The organism is Brevundimonas sp. TSRC1-1 (assembly GCF_049898245.1).
In the GTDB taxonomy this organism is placed as follows: domain Bacteria; phylum Pseudomonadota; class Alphaproteobacteria; order Caulobacterales; family Caulobacteraceae; genus Brevundimonas; species Brevundimonas mediterranea_A.
Window position 1 is genome coordinate 400,038 of the sequence record NZ_JAFCXI010000003.1, and the last position, 19,699, is coordinate 419,736.

A 19,699-nucleotide genomic window follows, 5' to 3' on the forward strand; every position below is an offset into this window, starting at 1 on the left:
CCAAAGAGGGGCGGTTCCGTTGCTGTTACGCACGCAGACGCTTTCTCTCCCAAGGATTCATGACCGAATTTTCCCAACTGGGCCTCTCGCCCACGACCCTGCAGGCCGTCGCCGACACCGGCTACACGACCGCCACTCCGATTCAGGAACAGGCGATCCCTGTGGCCCTGGCCGGCCGCGACGTCCTGGGCATCGCCCAGACCGGCACCGGCAAGACCGCCGCCTTCACCCTGCCCCTGGTCGAACGCCTGGCGTCGGGCCGAGCCCGCGCCCGCATGCCGCGCGCCATCGTCCTGGCCCCGACCCGCGAACTGGCCGACCAGGTCGCCGAGAGCTTCGCCAAATACGCCAAGGGCACCAAACTGACCTGGGTGCTGCTGATCGGCGGCGTCTCCATGGGCGACCAGGTGGCGGCGCTGAACAAGGGCGTCGACGTCCTGATCGCCACCCCGGGCCGCCTGCTGGACCTGTTCGAACGCGGCAAGATGCTGCTGACGGGCGTCGAGATCATGGTGGTGGACGAAGCCGACCGCATGCTGGACATGGGCTTCATCCCCGACATCGAGCGCATCTTCAAACTGACGCCGCCGCGTCGCCAGACCCTGTTCTTCTCGGCCACCATGCCGCCCGAGATCACACGTCTGACCGCCGCCTTCCTCAAGGATCCGACCCGGATCGAGGCCTCGCGTCCGGCCATGACGGCCGACACCATCACCCAATATATCGTCCGCATCCCGACCTCGGACCCCAAGGCCAAGCGCGCCGCCCTGCGCGCCCTGATGAGCCGCACCGACGTGCGCAACGGCATCGTCTTCTGCAACCGCAAGTCTGAAGTCGATATCGTCGCCAAGTCGCTGAAGACCCACGGGTTCGACGCCGCCGCCATCCACGGCGACCTGGACCAGTCGCACCGCACCAAGACCCTGGCGGACTTCCGCTCGGGCGCGCTGAAGATCCTGGTGGCCTCCGACGTCGCCGCACGCGGCCTGGACATCCCGGACGTCAGCCACGTCTTCAACTACGACGTCTCGCACCACGCCGACGACTATGTCCACCGCATCGGCCGCACCGGTCGCGCGGGCAAGCTGGGTCAGGCCTTCATGATCGTGACCCCGGCCGACGACAAGTCGCTGGATAAGGTGCTGAAGCTGATCAAGATGGATCCGCAGGAGCTGGTCCTCGACGACATCGACTTCGACGCGATCAAGGACGGCGGGCGTGACGACAAGCGTTCGTCCCGGTCGAACGAGACCCGCTCGGGCGGTCGCGGCCGTTCACGCGCCGCCGAACCGGCCCAGGCCCCCGCGCCCGCCGTCGCTCTGGCCGAGACGGACGCCGCCGAGGCGCCGACGCGCTCGCGAAGCCGCCGCAAGGCCAAGCCCGAGGTTTCCGTCGAGACCGTCGTCGAAACCGAGATGGCTCCTGTCGTTGAGAAGCCCGCGGGCCGCGGCCGCAGCCGCGCCCGGTCTGAACCCCGGCCCGAAGCGAAGATCGAACCCCGGATCGAATCCCGGATCGAGGCTGAGCCCGCTCCCTCGGAAGAAGCCCGCGCCGCTCGCACGGACCGCGAGCCTCAGCTCCGTCAGTCGGACCGTCGCGGCGAGCGTCGTCCGGAAGAACGCGAACGTTCGGGCGTCAAGGGTTTCGGCGACGACATCCCCGCCTTCCTGCGTCGCCCCGTCGTCATCCGCGCCTGATTTATAACGCCGTTTACCCGGTATTACGGATAGGCCTCTAATCTCCCCGAAGTTCCAGAACGGGACTTCGGGAGAAGCGAATGACAGCGCAGGTCGAAACGGCGGTTCGGGGACCGGAAGCCTATTCTCTTGCGCGCAACGCCATCGCCGAAATGGAGAAGGCCGGCGTCTGGCCCACGCCGCTGAATTTCGAACTCTGGATTCATTATCTCGGCGACCCCGAAGGTCCTCTGGGGGTCGAGATCAAGCGCCTGCTGGCTGAAGACGCCGTCATATCCGACGAGACCTCGGAAATGCTCGCCGCCGAATTCCTGCCCCGCGGCCGTCTGTCGGAAGAGATTCGCGACGCCGGCGCCGTGCTGGATCGCGAGTTGGCCAGTGTCTCCGCCGCCATCGCCAAGGCCCACAAGACCCAGACCGACTTTGGCGAGACTCTGGCCGACGCCTCGCAGACCATGGACACCGCCGTCGAGGACGCCTCCGCCCTGAAGAGCCTGGTCGGCGGACTGTCCACGGCCACCCAACGCGTTCGCCGCGAGACCGCCAGCCTCGAAAAACGCCTGGAAAGCTCCAACAAGGAAGTCGCCCGTCTTCGCGAGCATCTGGAACAGGTGCGCCGCGACGCGATGACCGACGCCCTGACCAATCTGGCCAACCGCAAGGCCTTCGACGAGCGCCTGGAACAGGCCTGCGCCGACGCCGGCCGCACGCCCCTAACCCTGGCCATCCTCGACATCGATCATTTCAAGCGGTTCAACGACACCTGGGGGCATCAGACCGGTGATCAGGTGCTGCGGTATGTCTCCACCATCCTGTCACGCGTCTGTTCCGGCAATCGGTTCGTGGCGCGGTTCGGCGGCGAAGAGTTCGCGATCATCTTCCCGGGCGAGAGCCCTGGCGCCGTCATGGCCGCGCTGGAGCATATCCGCGAAGAGGTCTCCTCCCGTTCCCTGCGGCGGCGCTCCACCAACGACGATCTCGGCGCCGTCACTCTTTCCGCCGGATTTGCGGAACATCTGCCCCGTGAAGGCGCCGCCGCCCTGCTCGAGCGCGCCGACGAGGCCCTCTATGCGTCCAAGCGCGGCGGCCGCAATCGCGTCACCAGCGCGCGCGCGCTCGAAAACGCCGCCTGAGCCGCGACTTTCTGCCATAGTCGGCCCATGCGCAGCCTCGCCTTCAATATCGCCTACTGGATCCTGTCGATCAGCTATGGCCTGACCGCAGCCTTCGCCGCCCTGGCGCCGGGACGCGGCGCCACCAGCCGGGTCATCCGCGCCTATGTCAGACGGATGGTCCAGGCCATGGCGGTCTTCGCCGGCATCAGGCTGGATGTGCGGGGCAAGGAACGGCTGCCCCCGGGCGCCTTCATCATCGCCTCGAAACATCAAAGCTGGGGCGACGGCTTCGCCACCTACGACCAGTTCGACGACCTGGCCTTCGTCACCGGCGATCACCTGGAGAAGTTTCCCCTGCTGGGCGGGGTGTTGAAGAAGCTGGGCGCCATCGTCGTCAACAGTTGCGGCGGCCACGAAGCCCGCCAGGCCCTGGCCACCCGCGCCGCCGAGGCCAAGGCCGAGAACCGCAAGATCCTGATATACCCCGAGGGTCATCTGGCGCCGGTCGGTCAGAAGTTCCGCTACCGTTCGGGCGTCTGGCACATGTACCGCGACTTCGAGATGCCGGTCGTGCCCCTGGCCACCAACCTCGGCCTGTTCTGGCCCGAGGAGAAGTACGAGAAGCACGCAGGCACAGCGAAGCTGGAGTTCCTGGACCCCATCCCCGTGGGCCTGCCCAAGGACGAATTCCTGGCGCGCCTAGAGGCGGTGGTTGAGGCCCGCACGGCCGAACTGATCGCCGAGGCCACGGGCCAGCCGGTGACGCCGGCGGTTCTGATGGATACGCCTAAATAGGCTTCGGTTTCTTCCCGGACGCCTTGCGCACCGCCACCTCCAGCGACCGACGCGCCCAGACGGCGGCCTCGTCGGGGTCGTCCAGCGCCGTCTCCGGCAGGGTCCAGTATCCCATGGACATCGTCCGCCCGTCCTTGGTCGGATATCTGAATTGCCTACACCCTGCCTCGACGAAGGCCTCGCCCAGCGCCTCGTCACCCTTCAGCCAGACCAAGCCGTCATCCAGCAAGGCGAACATCACGCCCGAGGCATAGACCCCGGCGCCGCCGAACATCCGCTTGATCTCCAGCCGCCCCAGGCCCGCGAAATGCTCGCGCACCCATTCGCCGAAGGCCGCGTCATACGCCATCTCAGACGGCGGCGGCCGGGACGATGGTGACGCTCTCGCCGCAGCCGCAGGCGTCGGTCTGGTTCGGATTGTTGAACACGAACTTGGACGCCAGCCGGGTCGTCTCGTAGTCGATCTCGGTGCCGATCAGGAACAGCACGGCCTTGGGTTCGATCAGGATGGTGACGCCCTTGTCCTCGACCACCTCGTCCAGCGGGCCGATCTCGTCGGCATAGGCGAAGGTGTACTCCTGCCCGGCGCAGCCGCCGTTCTTGACCCCGATCCGCAGACCGATGTGGTCGTTCTCGGCATTGTCCAGGATCTCGCGCACGCGTTCGGCGGCGGCGTCCGTCAGGGTCACGGCCTTGGGACGCGGGCGGCGCGGACGGGATGTGGCCTGGAGTTCGGTCATTGGACTATCCACGTCAGAACATGTTGAGCGCGAGCTTGGCCTCGTCGCTCATCTTCGAGGAATCCCACGGCGGGTCGAACACCAGATTGGCCTTGGCGCTGCGCACCCCCTCAACCTTCTCGACCGCCGTCTCGACCCAGCCGGGCATTTCGCCGGCGACGGGGCACCCCGGGGCGGTCAGGGTCATGTCGACCACCACGTCGCGGTCGTCGGACACATCGACCCGGTAGATCAGGCCCAGCTCATAGATGTCGACCGGGATTTCCGGATCATAGACCGACTTCAGCGCCGCGATCAGCTCCTCGGTCAGCTTGTCCAGCTCGACCTGGGAAAGGGCGCTCTTCTGGGGTTCGTCCCAGGCGTTCTTGAAGGCGTCGGTGTCTTGAATGGTGTCGTCTGTCATGGGCTTACACGAAGAAGTTCCGCGCCTTGATCAGCGCGTCCACGAAGGCGTCGGCATCCTCCACGGTGTTATATAGGGCGAAGGAGGCGCGTGTGCTCGACGTCACGCCCATTCTTTTCGCCAGCGGCTCGGCGCAGTGCTGTCCGGCCCGCACGGCCACGCCGTAACGATCCATGATCTGGGCCACGTCATGGGCGTGGGCGCCCTCGACGGCGAAGGTCAGGATCGCGCCCTTCCCCTCCGCCTGCCCCAGAATCCGCAGCCAGTTCTGCCCTTGCAGCCGATCGACAGCGTGCTGGTACAGGGCATGTTCATGCGCCTGAACCGACGCCCGATCGTATTGCGCCAGCCAGTCCAGCGCCACGCCCAGGCCGATGGCCTCCAGGATCGGCGGCGTTCCCGCCTCGAACCGATGGGGCGGCCTGGCGTATGTCACGCGATCCATCTCGACCGTCTCGATCATTTCGCCGCCGCCCTGATAGGGCGGCAGGGCCTCCAGCGCCTCGGCCTTGCCGTACAGGGCGCCGATGCCGGTCGGCCCGAACAGCTTGTGACCGGTCAGGACATAGAAGTCGCAACCGATGGCCTGGACGTCCGGCGTCGCATGGACCGCCCCCTGGCACCCGTCGATCAGCACCTTGATCCGGGAGTCGGGGGCGCCGGCCGCATGCGCCAGTCGCGTGATCTCGGCCACCGGATTGATGGTGCCCAGCACGTTCGACATATGGGTGACGGCGACCATGCGCGTCTTCGGCGACAGCAGGTCCGCGTAAGCCGCCATGTCCAGCGACCCGTCGTCCAACACCGGGATCCATTTGAGCACCGCCCCGCGCCGTTCGCGCAGCAGGTGCCAGGGCACGATATTGGAATGGTGCTCCATCTCCGAGACGATGATCTCGTCGCCCGGTTCGATGCTCAACCCCAGCCCATTGGCGACCAGATTGATCGCCTCGGTGCCGCCCTTGGTCCAGACGACCTGCTCGGGGCTCTCGGCGTTCAGGAAACGGGCGACGATCTCGCGCGCCTTCTCGAAGGCCTCGGTCGCCTCGTTCGACAGGGTGTGCAGGCCGCGATGGACGTTGGCGTATCCGCCCTCCATCGTCGCCACCAGGGCGTCGATCACCGCGCGCGGCTTCTGGGCCGAGGCCGCATTGTCCAGATAGACCAGCGGCTTGCCGTTCACCTGTCGCGACAGGATCGGGAACTGCGCCCGCACGGCATAGGGATCAAATCCTCCCCCCCTGGGGGAGGTGGCGGGACGCTCTTGCGCCGCGACGGAGGGGGCAAGATCAGTCACAACCGAGCCGTCAGCCATTCCCGCGCCACCTCTCTCGCGCCCTCGTGCTCGATCCGGTCGATGACCTCGATCAGGAAGGCCTGGGTCAACAGGGCGCGGGCCTCCTCGGCCGGAATGCCGCGCTGCTGCATGTAGAACAGGGCGCTCTCGTCCAGCGCCCCCACCGTATTGCCGTGCGCGCACTGCACGTCGTCGGCATAGATGATCAGTTCGGGCTTGGCGTCGATCTCGGCCCGCTCGGAGGCGATCAGGGCGTGGTGGCCCATCCGCGCATCGGTGCCGTCGGCCCCGCGCTCGACCACGATCTTGCCCTGGAAGACGCCCCGCGCCGTATCGCGCGCCACGCCCTTGATCAGTTGCGACGTGGCGCCGTCGCGCTCCATGTGCCGCACCACGCTGGTCAGGTCGGCCTGCCGCGATCCATTCAGCAAATACAGGCCGTCGGCCTGAACCTGCGCCCCCTGGGCGAAGTGAGCGATGCGGGTCTCGATCCGCTGCAGCTTGGCGCCGGTGGCGATGATGGTCTGGCGATAGACGCCGCCCGCCTCGACCTTCACATGGGCTTCGGCGATGGAAATGGCGTCCTCCGGCTCCTCGACCAGGACGACGCGCGTCACCTCGGCCCCGGCCGCCACATCCAGCTCCAGCGTATTGTGGGCCACATAGGCCGAGCCGGCGCCCTCGTGCGTCTCCAGCAGCAGCAGCTTGGCGCCCGCCCGCACGGCGACCCGCGCCCTGGCCGTATGCCCCGTCCCGACGGCGTTCGAGATATAGCGCAGCCGCAGCGTCTGCTCGCCCGAGGCGATGAAGTCGGTCACGCCCACCGGCCGCCCATTGGCGAAGACGATGGCCTCTCCACCCAGGGCGTAGAACGGCCCCGGCGCGCCCACGGCGGCCGTGCCCGACGGCGTCGGAGCCTCGCGCAGATGACGCTTCAGGTCGCTGTACTTCCACGCCTCATCCCGCCGCGACGGGAATGTGGCCGCGTCGGTCAGGTCGATGGCGAAGGTCGCGCTCATGCCGGTTCCGGAAGATATTTGTCATATCCTTCCGCCTCCAGCTGATGCGCCAGTTCCGGCCCGCCCGAGGCCACGATCCGGCCGCCGGCCAGCACATGGACCCGGTCCGGTTTGATGTAGTCGAGCAGGCGCTGATAGTGGGTGATGACCAGCATGGCCCGGTCGGGACGACGCAGGGCGTTCACCCCTTCCGACACGATCCGCAGGGCGTCGATGTCCAGGCCGGAATCCGTCTCGTCCAGGATCAGCAACGACGGCTCCAGCAAGGCCATCTGCAGGATCTCCATCCGCTTCTTCTCGCCGCCGGAGAAGCCGACGTTCAGCGGCCGCTTCAGCATGTCGAAGTCCATCTTCAACGCCTTGGACGCCTCCCGGACCAGCTTCAGGAAGGCCGGCGCCGCCACCTCCTCCTCGCCCCGCGCGCGCTTCTGGGCGTTCAGCGCCGTCCGCACGAAGGTCAGGGCCGGCACGCCGGGGATCTCGATCGGATACTGGAACGACAGGAAGACGCCCTTGGCCGCCCGTTCGGCCGGGTCCAGCGCCAGCAGGTCCTCGCCCGCCCACTCGACCGCGCCTTCGGTCGCCTCATAGCCCGGCCGTCCCGACAGGGCATAGCCCAGCGTCGACTTCCCGGCCCCGTTCGGCCCCATGATGGCGTGCACCTCGCCGGCGGGGACGTCGAGGGTCAGTCCCTTGAGGATCGGCTTGTCGCCGACGGAGACGTGGAGGTTGGAGATGGAGAGCATGTTCAATCAGTCGTTCGGAGTGGGATGAACGGCGCTCAAATCCTGTCGAGCGTCGTAGAAGGCGATGATGCGAATGCCGTCCGGGCGTTCGCGATAGACGATGATCTTCTTCCAGTCGGCTGCGCTCCATTCGAGAAGCCCAGGCCAGCGGGACAGATGACCTTGACGAGGATGCTCGGCCAGACGCCAGAGCGTAGCTTTGATCTCCATTTCCGCCTTGTCCGCAGTTGCAAGACTGTGCGCGTCAAGGTGATCCAGAAAGTCGGAGAACGCCGTCAGCGCGGGCTCAGACCATTCGAAATCCTTCACCGCGTACGCCGCGCCGCAAGCCGGGCCTCCGCGTCCTCGTTCGAAATAATCCGCCCCTCACGCTCCGCGGCCAGTCCCGCTTCGATCTGCGCGATCTGGTCCGCCGACAACGGCGAGCCACGATGAGCCTCATTGTCCATGATGAAACCTTCGGCCGCCGAGGCGATAAATTCGCCGACCGGCATCCCGATCTCGGCCGCCGCACGCTTCAGGCGGTCAGCGGCATCTTCTCGGAAAGGAACGGCAATCGTTTCCATCAGAATGTCCTCAACGTTCGGATCAGACCAGAATTGTCGATGATACCACGATCCAGCCCCAAGATGGCGGCCGCCCCGGCCGCCAGAACATCGAGCGTCAGGCCATTTAGAATCGGCTTTTCACCGACGGAGACGTGGAGATTGTCGATGGCGATGCTCACCCCACACTCCCTTCCAGGCTGATCGCCACCAGCTTCTGCGCCTCGACGGCGAACTCCATCGGCAACTTCTGCATCACATCACGGACGAAGCCGTTGACCAGCAGGGCCACCGCCTCCTCCTGCGACAGCCCGCGCTGCTGGGCGTAGAACATCTGGTCGTCGGACAGACGCGTCGTCGTCGCCTCGTGCTCCAGCTGGGCCGAGCCGTTGCGGGCCTCGATATAGGGGATGGTGTGCGAGCCGCATTCCTTGCCGATCAGCAAGGAATCGCACTGGGTGAAGTTGCGCACCCCCGTCGCCTTCGGATGCACCGAGACCATGCCGCGATAGGTCGAGTCCGATTTCCCCGCCGACACCGCCTTGGCGATGATCCGCGACTTGGTGTTCTTGCCCAGGTGGATCATCTTGGTGCCGGTGTCGGCCTGCTGACAGCCGTTGGTGATGGCGATGGAATAGAACTCGCCCGAGCTGTCGTCGCCCTTCAGGATGCAGGACGGATATTTCCAGGTCACGGCCGAACCGGTCTCGACCTGGGTCCACGACACCTTGGACCGGTCGCCCCGGCAATCCGCGCGCTTGGTGACGAAGTTGTAGATGCCGCCCTTGCCCTCGGCGTCGCCCGGATACCAGTTCTGGACGGTCGAATATTTCACCTCGGCGTCGTCCAGGGCCACGATCTCGACCACGGCCGCGTGCAGCTGGTTCTCGTCGCGCATCGGCGCGGTGCAGCCTTCCAGATAGGAGCAATAGCTGCCCTTGTCGGCGATGATCAGGGTGCGTTCGAACTGGCCCGTCTGGCTCGCATTGATGCGGAAATAGGTCGACAGCTCCATCGGGCAGCGCACGCCCGGCGGGATGTAGACGAAGGACCCGTCCGAAAAGACCGCGCTGTTCAGGGCCGCGAAATAGTTGTCCGAGACCGGCACCACCGACCCCAGATATTGCCGCACCAGCTCAGGATATTCGCGCAAGGCCTCGGAAATGGGCATGAAGATCACGCCGACCTTGGCCAGTTCCTCCTTGAAGGTGGTGACCACCGAGACGCTGTCGAACACGGCGTCCACCGCCACGCGCGGCGCGCCCTGCACCCCCGCCAGAACCTCCTGCTCCTTCAGCGGGATGCCCAGCTTCTTGTAGATTTCCAGGATCTCGGGATCGACCTCGTCCAGAGACTTCGGCCCCTCCTTCTGCTTGGGCGCGGCGTAGTAGAACAGGTCCTGATAGTCGACCGGCTCATACTTTACCGCCGCCCAGGTCGGCTCCTCCATCGCCAGCCAGCGCTCATAGGCGGCCAGGCGCCATTCCAGCATCCATTCCGGCTCGCCCTTCTTCTCGGAGATGAAGCGCACGATGTCGGCGTTCAGGCCGCGCGGCGCGAACTCCTGCTCGATGTCCGACGTAAAGCCGTGCGCGTATTTCTCCAGCGCGGCGACGGCGTCGATGGTTTCCTTGACGGCGGCCATCAGGCGACCTCTCTCACGCGCGCGGCGGCGCGTGTCTTGTGCTTGTCGTAGGCGGCGATCCAGGCGTCGGCGAACCGGCTCCAGTCGCTCTCGGTCGTGCCCCAGCCGCCGGAAACGCGCACGCCCCCGGTCGCCAGAGCGTTCAATCCCATGGCGCTGATGGTCTTGGACGGCTTGACCTTGCCGGACGAACAGGCCGAGCCCGCCGACACCATGACGCCGGCCAGATCAAGAATGATAAGTTGTTGAGGACTGTCCCAGCCCTCGACCGCCATGAACAGGGTGTTGGGCAGGCGCGGCGCATCTCCGCCAATCACGGTCGCCCCGGCGGCCTCGACCCTGGCCTCGGCGGAATCGCGCCATCCGACATGCGAAGCCATCGTCTCCAGATCCCGCGCGGCGCAATCGGCGGCCACGCCGAAACCGGCGATGCCCGGAACATTCTCGGTCCCGGCGCGCAGACCCCGCTCCTGCCCGGCCCCGTGCAGGATGCGAACGCCCGCCACGCCTTCCTTCAGGATCAAGGCCCCGACGCCCTGCGGCCCACCCAGCTTGTGCGCCGAAAGCGTCAGGCTGTCCGCGTCCAGAACGCGCATGTCGACCGGGATCTTGCCCGCCGACTGGATCGCATCGACGTGCAGCCAGCCGCCGGCCGCGCGCACCAGGGCGGCGGCTTCGACCACCGGCTGGATCACGCCGCTTTCATTGTTCGCATGATGGATGGCGACCACGGCCCGGCCCGGACGCGCCAAGGCCTGCGCCAACCACGCCAGATCGACGACGCCGTTCGCATCGACCGGCAGCACCTCGACGGGCGCGCCCGCATTCGCCGCGGCCTCGGCCACGCACGGATGTTCCGTCGCCGAAACGATCAGCCGCTCGCATCCGGCCGCCAGCGCGCTGGCGATGGCTTGGGCATTCGCCTCGGTCCCGCCGCTGTTGAACACCACAGCCGTCGGATCAGCGCCGACCAGTTCACCGACCTGGGCCCGCGCCGTCTCGACCCGCGCCCGCGCTCGCCGCCCGGCCGCATGGACCGCCGACGGATTGCCGTTATCGGCCAGGGTCCGCGTCATGATCTCGAGAACCTCGGGCCGCACCAGGCCTGAGGCGTTGTAATCCAGATAGATCGCGCTCATGCCGCCACTCCCACAGCTTGGGGCGGTTCGACATTGCGCCGACGCTGGCCTGTGCGGTTCATCACCACGTCTTCCAGCGACACCCCGGCCAGATAGCGATGGATCTCGTCACCCAGGTCTTCCCACAGATCATGGGTGATGCAGCGTTCGCCGGCCATCATGCAGCCCTTGGGCGAGCCGTGCGCCACGCAGCGCGTCGCCCGGATCGGTTCGTCCACCGCCAGCACGATCTCGGCCACCACCGTCTCATGCGCCCCCTTGGCCAGCCGATAGCCACCGCCGGGTCCGCGCACGCTCTTGACCAGGTCGCTCTTGCGCAGACGGGCGAACAACTGCTCCAGATAGCTCAGCGAAATCTCCTGGCGCGCGGCGATTTCAGCCAGCGAAACCGCCCGGATTTCGCCGCTTTCGCCGCGTCCGTTCTTCGCCAGATCGGCCATCGCCATCACGGCGTATCGTCCCTTGGTCGACAGACGCATATTGCAGCCTCAAAAATTGCGCGCTTTTCGGGGCTCTTGTGCTAGAACCCGCGCCTTCGCAAAGGCGCCTCGCTTGCGGAGGGACTTAGAAAGTCCCACCTCAGCGGTCAAGTATTACGCACACGCGAAACGACAGTTGAACGGATTCCAGAGCCCCTATGCCTGAAGTCATCCTGCCCGGCGCCTCCGGTCGCATCGAAGGCCGCTATTCCCCGGGCAAGCGCCCGAACGCCCCCATCGCGTTGATTCTGCATCCGCATCCCAAGGCGGGCGGACATATGAACAACCCGGTGACCGTCACCCTGCACCAGCTGTTCCAGCAGCGCGGCTTCGCCACCTTGCGCTATAATTCGCGCGGCGTCGGCAAGTCGCAGGGTGAATTCGATTCGGGCATCGGCGAACTGGCCGATGCGGCCACGGCCCTGGACTGGCTTCAGTCGAACAACCCCGGCGCCAGCCAGACCTGGGTCGGCGGCTATCAGTTCGGCGCCTATATCGGCATGCAGCTTCTGATGCGCCGCCCCGAGACGGACGGCTTCATCTCGGTCTCGCCCCCGTCCAACATGTACGATTTCAGCTTCCTGGCCCCCTGCCCGGCCTCGGGCCTGTTCCTGCACGGCACCGCGGACACCGTCGTGCCCCCGGCCGAGGTCGAACGCGTGGTCAACAAGCTGCGCACCCAGAAGGGCATCATCATCGACTATGAGCTGGAAGAGGGCGCCAGCCACTTCTGGCAGGACCACATCAGCGCCGTCGAACGCCGCGTCGGCGCCTATCTGGACAAGCGTCTGGAAGAAAAGCCGGCCTGATCCGATCCTCGGGTCGCGCGTTGGAGACCCGAATGGAACATGACATCGTCATTATCGGCGGCGGCGCGGGCGGGCTTGAGCTCGCCGCCCGCCTGGGCCGTCGGTTCGGCCCGCGCGAGGGCCGCCGTCGCGTCCTGCTGATCGATCACTCCATCTTCCACCTGTGGAAGCCCAGCCTGCACGAGGTCGCTGCGGGGTCTCTGGACAGCCACCAGGAGGGCCTGTCCTACCCGGTGCTGGCGCGGCGCAATCATTTCAGCTTCGCCTTCGGCGATCTGACCGGCCTCGATCCGACGAACAAGACCCTGACCCTGGGCGAAATCCGGGATCAGGACGACGCCGTCCTGGTTCGCCCCCGCACGGTGAAGTTCCGCACCCTCGTCCTGGCCATCGGCAGCGGGTCGAACCTGTTCGGCACGCCCGGCGCCGCCGAACACGCCCATCTGCTGGAGGACGTGGCGGACGCCGAGGCGTTCAACAAACGGCTGACCGCCGCCTTCCTGGCGACCGCCTATTCCGACGGGCAGACGATGAACATCGCCATCGTCGGGGCCGGCGCCACCGGGGTCGAACTGTCCACCGAACTGATCGAGGGGCATGACGAACTGTCGGCCGGCCTGACCGAGGGTCAGAAGTTCGACCTCGCGGTCACCCTCGTCGAGGCCGCGCCCCGCATCCTGGGCGGCCTGCCCGAACGGGTCTCGGCCAAGGCCGCCCATGCCCTGGAAGAAAAGGGCGTGCGCCTGCTGACCGACGCCAAGGTCAAGGCCGTCCACGCCGGCCGGCTGGACACCTCCAGGGGCGAGGTGCCCGCCGACCTGATCGTCTGGGCGGCCGGGGTGAAGGCGGCCGAGACCAACCGCAACCTGGGCCTGACCACCGGCCGCCTCAATCAGTTCGTGGTGGACGACCACCTGCGCACCTCGGCCCCTGACATCTACGCCATGGGGGACTGCGCCGAGGCGCCGGGGCCCGAGGGGCGTCCGGTCCCCGCCCGCGCCCAGGCGGCGGCCCAGCAGGCCGCCTATCTGGCCAAGGCCCTGGCCATGGCTCGGTCAGACCCGTCGCGCGATCCCGGCCCCTACGTCTATCGTGACAAGGGTTCGCTGGTGTCCCTGGGCGGCGACCGGGGGGTCGGCTCCCTGATGGGCAATCTGGGCGGTCCGAACTTCCTGATCGAGGGCCTGATCGCCAAATGGGCCTATATGGCCCTGCACCTGGACCATCACCGCGCCATCCTGGGCGTCCGCCGCACCGCCATCCTGGCCTTGTCGCGCCTGCTGCACCGCCGTGTCTCCGGACGGCTGAAGCTGCACTGAGGCGCGCGCGGCCCGTGGCTCAGTGCAGCGGTTCCTCGGCGATTGGGGCTGGACCGTGGGCGCGCACGCACCAGATCACGCTGACGATCATCATCAGTATGGCCAGGATCTCGATCACAGCCGGTCCCCGTCGCTCCCAGATGTAGCCGTAGACGAAGGCGAACACCGTCTCGAACACGATCATCTGCCCCAGCATGGTCAGCGGCAGACGGCGGCTGGCCTGGTTCCACAGGGCGTTGCCGATGATGGAGGCGAACAGGGCCACGCCCAGGCAGACGCCCGCGAGCTTCAGCCACGCACCGCCGGTCCAGCCCTGGGTCGTCAGCGCCGCGGGAACCGCCAGGAGCAGCGCCAGACCGCCCGTGACCACCCCGGTCAGCAGCGACCAGTCGTGGGGCGACACCTGTGTCAGCCGCGCCATCCAGCGGCTGTTGCCCACCGCATAGACCGTCCAGGAGATCAGGGCGCCCAGGGCGCAGCCCAGACCGATCAGCGTCTGAATCCCGGTTGGTCCGCCGGAAACGCCATGGCCGTGCGACAGGGCGCGCCAGCCGATCAGCCCCACCGCCACGGCCGCCAGGACAATGGGCGGCGCCGTCCGAGACGCCGGCGGCCCGCCTCCATCCTTCAGCCCCCACAGGGCCACCACCACCGGCACCATGCCCACGATCAGGGCCGACGCCGCCACCCCGGCCAGGTGAACGGCGACGACCACAAAGGCGAAATAGACCAGATTGCCCGCCAGGCTCAGCCAGACGAGGGCGCGCCACGTGCCCGCCTCGATCAGGGGCGCCAGCCGTCGCCAGCGCGGGGCGATCAGAACGACCGCGATCAGCCCGTAGGCCAGATAGCGTCCGGCGGTCAGCAACAGCGGCGACGCCTCCGGCGCGAACTTGGGCGCCAGGAACACCAGCCCCCACATCGCGCCTGCCCCCAGGCCGGAAGCCACACCCCACAGCCGGTCCGAGGATGCCGTCATTGTCGCGCTCCGCCTTCAACCCTGGCCGCGCTTACACGGTTTGTCAGGCGGCGAACACCGGCCCCCAGACCGATGGATCGACCGCCACCTAAGCCGCCTCGACCGCCTCTTCGGCCGGAATCGTGCGGATCATATAGTCGAAGGCCGACAGCCCCGCCTTGGAGCCTTCGCCCATGGCGATGACGATCTGCTTGTAGGGCACGGTGGTCACGTCGCCCGCGCCGAATATGCCCGGCTGCGAGGTCTCGCCGCGATGATCCACCTCGATCTCCCCGCGCGCCGTCAGGGCCACGGCGCCGCGCAGCCATTCGGTGTTCGGCACCAGGCCGATCTGGACGAAGACGCCTTCCAGATCGACGTCATGATGGGCGTCGGAGTTGCGATCCTTGTAGGACAGGCCCGTCACCTTCTCGCCGTCGCCATGCACCTGGGTCGTCAGGGCCGAGGTGACGATCCGCACGTTCGGCAGGGTCGCCAGCTTGCGTTGCAGCACCGCATCGGCCCGCAGTTCGCTGTCGAATTCGATCAGGGTCACATGGGCCACGATGCCCGCCAGATCGATGGCCGCCTCGACGCCCGAGTTGCCGCCGCCGATCACGGCCACCCGCTTGCCCTTGAACAGCGGCCCGTCGCAGTGCGGGCAATAGGCCACGCCCTTGTTCTTGTACTGGTCCTCGCCCGGCACGTTCATCTGGCGCCAGCGCGCGCCGGTGGCCAGGATGACGGTCCGCGACTTCAGACTGGCGCCGTTCTCCAGCACCACCTCGTGCAGACCGCCGGGAACTTCGGCCGGCACCAGCCTGGCCGCCTTCTGCAGGTTCATGATGTCCACCTCATATTCGCGGACATGCTGCTCCAGATGGGCGGCCAGTTTCGGCCCCTCGGTGTGCGGCACCGAGATGAAGTTCTCGATCGCCATGGTGTCCAGCACCTGGCCGCCGAACCGCTCGGCCACAATGCCGGTGCGGATGCCCTTGCGCGCCGTATAGATGGCGGCCGCCGCCCCGGCGGGGCCGCCGCCGACCACCAGCACGTCGAACGGGTCCTTGGACTTCAGCCGTTCGGCGGCCCGCGCCTCGGCGCCCGAATCCAGCCGGGCGACGATCTGCTCCAGCTCCATCCGGCCCTGGCCGAACAGTTCGCCGTTCAGGAAGACCGTCGGCACGGCCATGATCTTGCGCTCCTCGACCTCGTCCTTGAACAGGCCGCCCTCGATGGCGACGTGTTTGATGCGCGGGTTCAGCACGCTCATCAGGTTCAGGGCCTGCACCACGTCGGGGCAGTTCTGGCACGACAGCGAGAAATAGGTCTCGAACACATAGTCGCCGTCCAGGTCCTTGACCTGCTGGATCACCTCCTGCGCCGCCTTGGACGGATGGCCGCCGACGTGCAGCAGGGCCAGCACCAGCGAGGTGAACTCATGGCCCAGCGGAATCCCCGCGAACCGCACGCCGATATCCGTGCCCTTGCGGCGGATCAGGAAGCTGGGCTGGCGTTCGTCGTCATAGTCGCGGCCCATCTCGACCTTGCCGTGCGAGACCGAGACGATCTCCTCCAGCAGGGTCTTCAGCTCCTGCGACTTCGGCCCGGCGCCCAGCGAGGCGACCAGTTCGACCGGATGGACGATGTTCTTCAGATAGGCCTCGAGCTGAGATTTCAGATTGGCGTCCAGCATGGGAGAGGTCCTTGAAACAGTTGAACTCATGACGCCTGCAAGCCCGACCGCGGGCGAGGCGAGACATGAAGAAGGATGTCGGCGGGGGCTGGAAACGCAACGCGCCCCCGCCGACGGACGGGTCCGGCGCCGGGCCGGACCCGATGGGTCGCGTCAGTCTTAGATCTTGCCGACGAGGTCGAGCGACGGGGCCAGGGTGGCTTCGCCTTCTTCCCACTTGGCCGGGCAGACTTCACCCGGGTGCGAACGCACATATTGCGCGGCCTTGACCTTGCGCAGCAGTTCGGCGGCGTTGCGGCCGATGCCTTCCGAGGTGGTCTCGGTGAACTGGATCACGCCGTCCGGATCGACCAGGAAGGTCGCACGGTCGGCCAGGCCCACGCCCGGACGCATGGCGTCGAAGTTGTTGGTCACCAGGCCCGAGGGGTCGCCCAGCATGGTGTAGGTGATCTTGCCGATGGCCGGCGACGAGTCGTGCCAGGCCTTGTGCGAGAAATGGGTGTCGGTCGACACCGAATAGATCTCGACGCCCAGCTTCTGGAACTCGGCGTAGTGGTCGGCCAGGTCTTCCAGCTCGGTCGGGCAGACGAAGGTGAAGTCGGCCGGATAGAAGAAGAAGATCGCCCACTTGCCCGCCACGTCCGCGTCGGTGACGGTCAGGAACTTGCCGTCCTTGTAGGCCTCGGCCGTGAAGGGTTTGAGGGTCGTGTTGATAAGGGCCATGCAGGGCTTCCATTCCGTTGGGAGGTTGGGGAGGCCCGCTTCCTACCGCACCGCAGCAGATAAGCCCAATCACTTATTTGCAGATGCGTGATAGATTTTAGTTATGACAAGACCGGACATTAAGTGCAGGGCGGATAGGTTCGGAAATGCGCTTCGTACTCAGCCATTGTGCCGGGGAAATTCATAGCACTGCGTCTTTCATCGACGCGCTCGGGATCCTCCAGCTTGTCCACGACCCAACGACCATCCTTGCACGTCATCTGCGTGCCATAGCGCTGCGGCCGACCCTCATTGATCGCCAAACGGTCATACATCAGGCCATAGCTCTGACCATCGACCTCTCCCTGCGCGACAAGGGGCTCTAGCACCGGAACGAATCGTCGCCAGTTTTCTAAGTCGGAATGCTGAATGATCAGAAAGGCGGCGCCGGCAGCCTGCTCGCCATAGACCGATTTCTTGAACCAGCCCTCAGGGGGGACCATGGTCAGAAGTTCGTCGAGCAAAGCCTTATCTACGGCCCCTATGCTTTCCCAAGCCAATGACTCAGCGGACTGTCGCTCATCCGCAGGCAAGGTGCTGAAGTCCAGAACCGTAAAGACGCGTCTCCCGACCTGATCCAAAGCCCCCATACGTTCGAGCCGCTCGCGGTCTGAAGTTGGGGGAGGCAAATCAGCCTGTCGCGCCTTCTCGACAGCGATAGCCTCGGCGACTGGCGCAACAAAGGCTCTTGCCTCGGCGCTCACCTCGGTCGGCGCGTGCTGAACCAGCATCGCCGCAGCCAAGATCAAACCAATCATAGCGCCCCTCCACAACCGAAAGAGGAAATGACCGCGCCTTCATGGCGAAGTTTAGGCGAAGTTCAATACAGCAGGACCCCCCGCCGCGCCTCTTCCCACGCCGCCTCATCCGGCCGCGTCGCCGCCTCCAGATCCCCCGGCCCCGCCGCCGCGTCATCCACCCATTCCCGCAAGCCCGGTCCGCCGTTGATCACATCGATGGGCAGTTTTCCGAACGCATACTCGTACGGGAAATCCCGCCACAGATCGTAGTCGGGGTACAACCGCCGGATCGCCTTGAACCCCAGGGCCTGCACGCGCCACGGCTTGAAGGCGGCATGGTCATAGCCGGGGTGATCGACATGGATCTGCACCCCGCTGCACAGCTGGCCGACGTGCTTATGGAAGGTCGGCTCGAACCACATGTCGCGTAAGGTACAGCCGCCCAGCCACTCCGGCGCCAGAGCGTGCATCTCGGCGATCACCGCCCGCGCATCAATGTCCGGCGCCCCGAACAGCTCCAGCGGCCGGGTCGTGCCCCGGCCTTCCGACAGGGTCGCCCCCTCCAGCATCACCGTCCCGGCATAGGCGCGCGCCATCGACAGGTTCGGCGCATTCGGGCTGGGATTGACCCAGGCCCGCTCGCCCAGCGGCCAGCCGAAGCCCGGCCCCGCCTCGGGGGCCCAGCCCTGCATCTCCACGACGCGATAATCCAGATCCAGCTTGAACCGGTCGATGAACCACAGGCCCAGTTCGCCCATCGTCATCCCGTGCCGCATCGGCATCGGCCCCGCCCCGACGAAACTCTCCCAGCCGGGCTTCAGCGTCTGCCCCTCGACCGGCCGCCCCGCCGGATTGGGCCGGTCCAGCACCCACACCGACTTGCCGTGTTTCGCCGCCGCCTCCAGCACGTACAGAAGCGTGGTCACATAGGTGTAGATGCGGCAGCCCAGGTCCTGCAGGTCGATCAGAACGACGTCGAACGTCTCCATCCATTCGTCCCTGGGCCGGCGCACCTCGCCGTACAGGCTGAAGACCGGAAACCCGTGCACCGGATCGCGATAATCCGGACTCTCCATCATATTGTCCTGCAGATCGCCCTTCATCCCGTGCTGCGGCCCGAAGGCGGCGGTCAGTTCGATCTCGGGACAGGCGGCCAGGGCGTCCACCGCATGACCCAGGTCCTTGGTCACCGAGGCCGGGTGCGCCAGCAGGGCCACGCGCCGCCCCTTCAACTGGGCCTTCAGGGCGTCGTCGGACAGCAGGCGGTCGAGACCGAAATTCATGGCAGTTCCAGCGCGAACGAGTCGGGATGATGAAAATCCGGCTTATCCGATGGATGCGCCAGGGCCCAATAGGCGATCGCCCCGTCCAGCCTCTCGACCACCGCCGTCAGCCCGACCGCGTCCGTCGCATCCTCGGGCAGCTCCACATCGACCGTCAGCCCGAACCGCCCCGGCGCCATCCGCGTCACGATGAAGGGCGCCGCGATCTCCAGCCCCCGCATCCCCTCGCGATAGCCGTCGAACCGATAGGCCGCCCAGGCCCCCGACGGCGACAGATTATATTCGACATAGCCGCCCTCCGTCCGCACGAAGGCCTCGAAACAGGTCGTCCGCCACAGCCCGTCCGTTCGCGCCCGCGCCGCCGCCTGCGGCCAGCGCACCATTTCAACCGGCCCGGCCACGACATATTCGAGGCTCAACACCCGCCCCGCCCGCCGCGCCTGGACCTCCAGCGTCAGCCCGGCGGGCGGCGAACTCGGGTGTGGGATCAGGGGCAGACGCATCCGTCCTTC

23 protein-coding genes are annotated in these 19,699 nt (G+C 66.6%); 5 read left to right on the plus strand and 18 right to left on the minus strand.

The annotated features are described in order from the left end of the window. Positions 1–59 precede the first annotated feature (59 nt). The 3 genes from ACP7CK_RS11900 to ACP7CK_RS11910 all read left to right on the plus strand — a co-directional run bounded on the left by ACP7CK_RS11900 (position 60) and on the right by ACP7CK_RS11910 (position 3,607). The gene (locus ACP7CK_RS11900) at positions 60–1,697 is read left to right on the plus strand and encodes a DEAD/DEAH box helicase (protein ID WP_292148262.1); all 1,638 of its coding nucleotides are present in this window, start codon (positions 60–62) and stop codon (positions 1,695–1,697) included. 80 nt (positions 1,698–1,777) lie between these two features. Then, positions 1,778–2,830, plus strand: a complete 1,053-nt coding sequence (locus tag ACP7CK_RS11905; RefSeq protein WP_426026111.1) for a GGDEF domain-containing protein — start codon at positions 1,778–1,780, stop codon at positions 2,828–2,830. Positions 2,831–2,857: 27 nt separating this feature from the next. Next, positions 2,858–3,607, plus strand: a complete 750-nt coding sequence (locus ACP7CK_RS11910; protein WP_426026112.1) for a lysophospholipid acyltransferase family protein — start codon at positions 2,858–2,860, stop codon at positions 3,605–3,607. Here ACP7CK_RS11910 and ACP7CK_RS11915 read toward each other — a convergent pair. The 12 genes from ACP7CK_RS11915 to ACP7CK_RS11970 form a co-directional block, all read right to left on the minus strand. Further along, positions 3,600–3,956 (minus strand): TfoX/Sxy family protein, encoded by a 357-nt coding sequence (locus tag ACP7CK_RS11915; protein WP_426026113.1) that lies wholly within the window; start codon positions 3,954–3,956, stop codon positions 3,600–3,602. The two genes, ACP7CK_RS11910 and ACP7CK_RS11915, sit on opposite strands and share 8 nt — an antisense overlap. 1 nt (position 3,957) lies before the next feature. Continuing rightward, complete coding sequence (locus ACP7CK_RS11920) at positions 3,958–4,347, minus strand: HesB/IscA family protein (RefSeq protein ID WP_035306948.1); 390 nt, start codon at positions 4,345–4,347, stop codon at positions 3,958–3,960. A 13-nt stretch (positions 4,348–4,360) separates the two neighbouring features. Continuing rightward, the gene (locus tag ACP7CK_RS11925; RefSeq protein ID WP_291754962.1) at positions 4,361–4,750 is read right to left on the minus strand and encodes an SUF system Fe-S cluster assembly protein; all 390 of its coding nucleotides are present in this window, start codon (positions 4,748–4,750) and stop codon (positions 4,361–4,363) included. A 4-nt stretch (positions 4,751–4,754) separates the two neighbouring features. Then, on the minus strand, positions 4,755–5,966 hold the full coding sequence (locus ACP7CK_RS11930; protein ID WP_426026352.1) for an aminotransferase class V-fold PLP-dependent enzyme: 1,212 nt from the start codon (positions 5,964–5,966) through the stop codon (positions 4,755–4,757). Positions 5,967–6,043: 77 nt separating this feature from the next. Next, entirely contained in the window at positions 6,044–7,066 is a 1,023-nt protein-coding gene (gene sufD / locus ACP7CK_RS11935) for a Fe-S cluster assembly protein SufD (protein WP_008262359.1), read from the minus strand. Continuing rightward, complete coding sequence (gene sufC / locus ACP7CK_RS11940; protein ID WP_008260455.1) at positions 7,063–7,812, minus strand: Fe-S cluster assembly ATPase SufC; 750 nt, start codon at positions 7,810–7,812, stop codon at positions 7,063–7,065. The genes sufD and sufC overlap by 4 nt, the downstream gene beginning before the upstream one ends. Before the next feature lie 6 nt (positions 7,813–7,818). Further along, positions 7,819–8,121: a type II toxin-antitoxin system RelE/ParE family toxin gene (locus ACP7CK_RS11945; RefSeq protein ID WP_426026115.1), complete on the minus strand. Its 303-nt coding sequence runs from the start codon at positions 8,119–8,121 to the stop codon at positions 7,819–7,821. After that, on the minus strand, positions 8,118–8,378 hold the full coding sequence (locus ACP7CK_RS11950) for a hypothetical protein (protein ID WP_426026116.1): 261 nt from the start codon (positions 8,376–8,378) through the stop codon (positions 8,118–8,120). Before ACP7CK_RS11950 ends, ACP7CK_RS11945 begins: the two co-directional genes overlap by 4 nt. Next, on the minus strand, positions 8,378–8,539 hold the full coding sequence (locus ACP7CK_RS11955) for a hypothetical protein (RefSeq protein ID WP_426026117.1): 162 nt from the start codon (positions 8,537–8,539) through the stop codon (positions 8,378–8,380). The genes ACP7CK_RS11950 and ACP7CK_RS11955 overlap by 1 nt, the downstream gene beginning before the upstream one ends. Continuing rightward, on the minus strand, positions 8,536–10,002 hold the full coding sequence (sufB, locus tag ACP7CK_RS11960) for a Fe-S cluster assembly protein SufB (RefSeq protein ID WP_426026118.1): 1,467 nt from the start codon (positions 10,000–10,002) through the stop codon (positions 8,536–8,538). Before sufB ends, ACP7CK_RS11955 begins: the two co-directional genes overlap by 4 nt. Continuing rightward, positions 10,002–11,141: a cysteine desulfurase family protein gene (locus ACP7CK_RS11965; protein ID WP_426026119.1), complete on the minus strand. Its 1,140-nt coding sequence runs from the start codon at positions 11,139–11,141 to the stop codon at positions 10,002–10,004. Before ACP7CK_RS11965 ends, sufB begins: the two co-directional genes overlap by 1 nt. Beyond that, complete coding sequence (locus tag ACP7CK_RS11970) at positions 11,138–11,620, minus strand: Rrf2 family transcriptional regulator (RefSeq protein WP_008264270.1); 483 nt, start codon at positions 11,618–11,620, stop codon at positions 11,138–11,140. Before ACP7CK_RS11970 ends, ACP7CK_RS11965 begins: the two co-directional genes overlap by 4 nt. Before the next feature lie 158 nt (positions 11,621–11,778). Here ACP7CK_RS11970 and ACP7CK_RS11975 point away from each other — a divergent pair, with 158 nt between their 5' ends. Beyond that, the gene (locus tag ACP7CK_RS11975) at positions 11,779–12,429 is read left to right on the plus strand and encodes an alpha/beta hydrolase (RefSeq protein ID WP_008262115.1); all 651 of its coding nucleotides are present in this window, start codon (positions 11,779–11,781) and stop codon (positions 12,427–12,429) included. Between the two features lie 32 nt (positions 12,430–12,461). Beyond that, a complete protein-coding gene (locus ACP7CK_RS11980) occupies positions 12,462–13,748 on the plus strand; it encodes an NAD(P)/FAD-dependent oxidoreductase (protein WP_426026120.1) in 1,287 nt (428 codons plus the stop codon). 19 nt (positions 13,749–13,767) lie between these two features. Here ACP7CK_RS11980 and ACP7CK_RS11985 read toward each other — a convergent pair whose 3' ends face one another. The 6 genes from ACP7CK_RS11985 to ACP7CK_RS12010 all read right to left on the minus strand — a co-directional run bounded on the left by ACP7CK_RS11985 (position 13,768) and on the right by ACP7CK_RS12010 (position 19,690). Further along, positions 13,768–14,727 carry a DMT family transporter gene (locus ACP7CK_RS11985; RefSeq protein WP_372705691.1) on the minus strand — a complete coding sequence of 320 codons (960 nt, stop codon included), beginning with the start codon at positions 14,725–14,727 and terminating at the stop codon, positions 13,768–13,770. 88 nt (positions 14,728–14,815) lie between these two features. Continuing rightward, positions 14,816–16,402, minus strand: coding sequence for an alkyl hydroperoxide reductase subunit F (gene ahpF / locus ACP7CK_RS11990; RefSeq protein WP_426026121.1), 1,587 nt, complete (start codon positions 16,400–16,402; stop codon positions 14,816–14,818). Positions 16,403–16,561: 159 nt separating this feature from the next. Next, positions 16,562–17,125, minus strand: a complete 564-nt coding sequence (gene ahpC, locus ACP7CK_RS11995) for an alkyl hydroperoxide reductase subunit C (protein WP_008260815.1) — start codon at positions 17,123–17,125, stop codon at positions 16,562–16,564. A gap of 119 nt (positions 17,126–17,244) precedes the next feature. Continuing rightward, on the minus strand, positions 17,245–17,922 hold the full coding sequence (locus ACP7CK_RS12000) for a DUF6624 domain-containing protein (RefSeq protein WP_426026122.1): 678 nt from the start codon (positions 17,920–17,922) through the stop codon (positions 17,245–17,247). 62 nt (positions 17,923–17,984) lie between these two features. Further along, a complete protein-coding gene (locus tag ACP7CK_RS12005; RefSeq protein WP_426026123.1) occupies positions 17,985–19,187 on the minus strand; it encodes an exo-beta-N-acetylmuramidase NamZ family protein in 1,203 nt (400 codons plus the stop codon). After that, positions 19,184–19,690 carry a DOMON-like domain-containing protein gene (locus ACP7CK_RS12010; protein ID WP_426026124.1) on the minus strand — a complete coding sequence of 169 codons (507 nt, stop codon included), beginning with the start codon at positions 19,688–19,690 and terminating at the stop codon, positions 19,184–19,186. Before ACP7CK_RS12010 ends, ACP7CK_RS12005 begins: the two co-directional genes overlap by 4 nt. Positions 19,691–19,699 lie beyond the last annotated feature (9 nt).

Bases quoted from the DNA above. Each gene is read 5' to 3' on its own strand.
- ACP7CK_RS11900 (WP_292148262.1), top strand. From the start codon at position 60: ATGACCGAATTTTCCCAACTGGGCCTCTCGCCCACGACCCTGCAGGCC.
- ACP7CK_RS11905 (WP_426026111.1), top strand. From the start codon at position 1,778: ATGACAGCGCAGGTCGAAACGGCGGTTCGGGGACCGGAAGCCTATTCT.
- ACP7CK_RS11910 (WP_426026112.1), top strand. From the start codon at position 2,858: ATGCGCAGCCTCGCCTTCAATATCGCCTACTGGATCCTGTCGATCAGC.
- ACP7CK_RS11915 (WP_426026113.1), bottom strand. From the start codon at position 3,956: ATGGCGTATGACGCGGCCTTCGGCGAATGGGTGCGCGAGCATTTCGCG.
- ACP7CK_RS11920 (WP_035306948.1), bottom strand. From the start codon at position 4,347: ATGACCGAACTCCAGGCCACATCCCGTCCGCGCCGCCCGCGTCCCAAG.
- ACP7CK_RS11925 (WP_291754962.1), bottom strand. From the start codon at position 4,750: ATGACAGACGACACCATTCAAGACACCGACGCCTTCAAGAACGCCTGG.
- sufD (WP_008262359.1), bottom strand. From the start codon at position 7,066: ATGAGCGCGACCTTCGCCATCGACCTGACCGACGCGGCCACATTCCCG.
- sufC (WP_008260455.1), bottom strand. From the start codon at position 7,812: ATGCTCTCCATCTCCAACCTCCACGTCTCCGTCGGCGACAAGCCGATC.
- ACP7CK_RS11950 (WP_426026116.1), bottom strand. From the start codon at position 8,378: ATGGAAACGATTGCCGTTCCTTTCCGAGAAGATGCCGCTGACCGCCTG.
- sufB (WP_426026118.1), bottom strand. From the start codon at position 10,002: ATGGCCGCCGTCAAGGAAACCATCGACGCCGTCGCCGCGCTGGAGAAA.
- ACP7CK_RS11965 (WP_426026119.1), bottom strand. From the start codon at position 11,141: ATGAGCGCGATCTATCTGGATTACAACGCCTCAGGCCTGGTGCGGCCC.
- ACP7CK_RS11970 (WP_008264270.1), bottom strand. From the start codon at position 11,620: ATGCGTCTGTCGACCAAGGGACGATACGCCGTGATGGCGATGGCCGAT.
- ACP7CK_RS11975 (WP_008262115.1), top strand. From the start codon at position 11,779: ATGCCTGAAGTCATCCTGCCCGGCGCCTCCGGTCGCATCGAAGGCCGC.
- ACP7CK_RS11980 (WP_426026120.1), top strand. From the start codon at position 12,462: ATGGAACATGACATCGTCATTATCGGCGGCGGCGCGGGCGGGCTTGAG.
- ACP7CK_RS11985 (WP_372705691.1), bottom strand. From the start codon at position 14,727: ATGACGGCATCCTCGGACCGGCTGTGGGGTGTGGCTTCCGGCCTGGGG.
- ahpF (WP_426026121.1), bottom strand. From the start codon at position 16,402: ATGCTGGACGCCAATCTGAAATCTCAGCTCGAGGCCTATCTGAAGAAC.
- ahpC (WP_008260815.1), bottom strand. From the start codon at position 17,125: ATGGCCCTTATCAACACGACCCTCAAACCCTTCACGGCCGAGGCCTAC.
- ACP7CK_RS12000 (WP_426026122.1), bottom strand. From the start codon at position 17,922: ATGATTGGTTTGATCTTGGCTGCGGCGATGCTGGTTCAGCACGCGCCG.
- ACP7CK_RS12005 (WP_426026123.1), bottom strand. From the start codon at position 19,187: ATGAATTTCGGTCTCGACCGCCTGCTGTCCGACGACGCCCTGAAGGCC.
- ACP7CK_RS12010 (WP_426026124.1), bottom strand. From the start codon at position 19,690: ATGCGTCTGCCCCTGATCCCACACCCGAGTTCGCCGCCCGCCGGGCTG.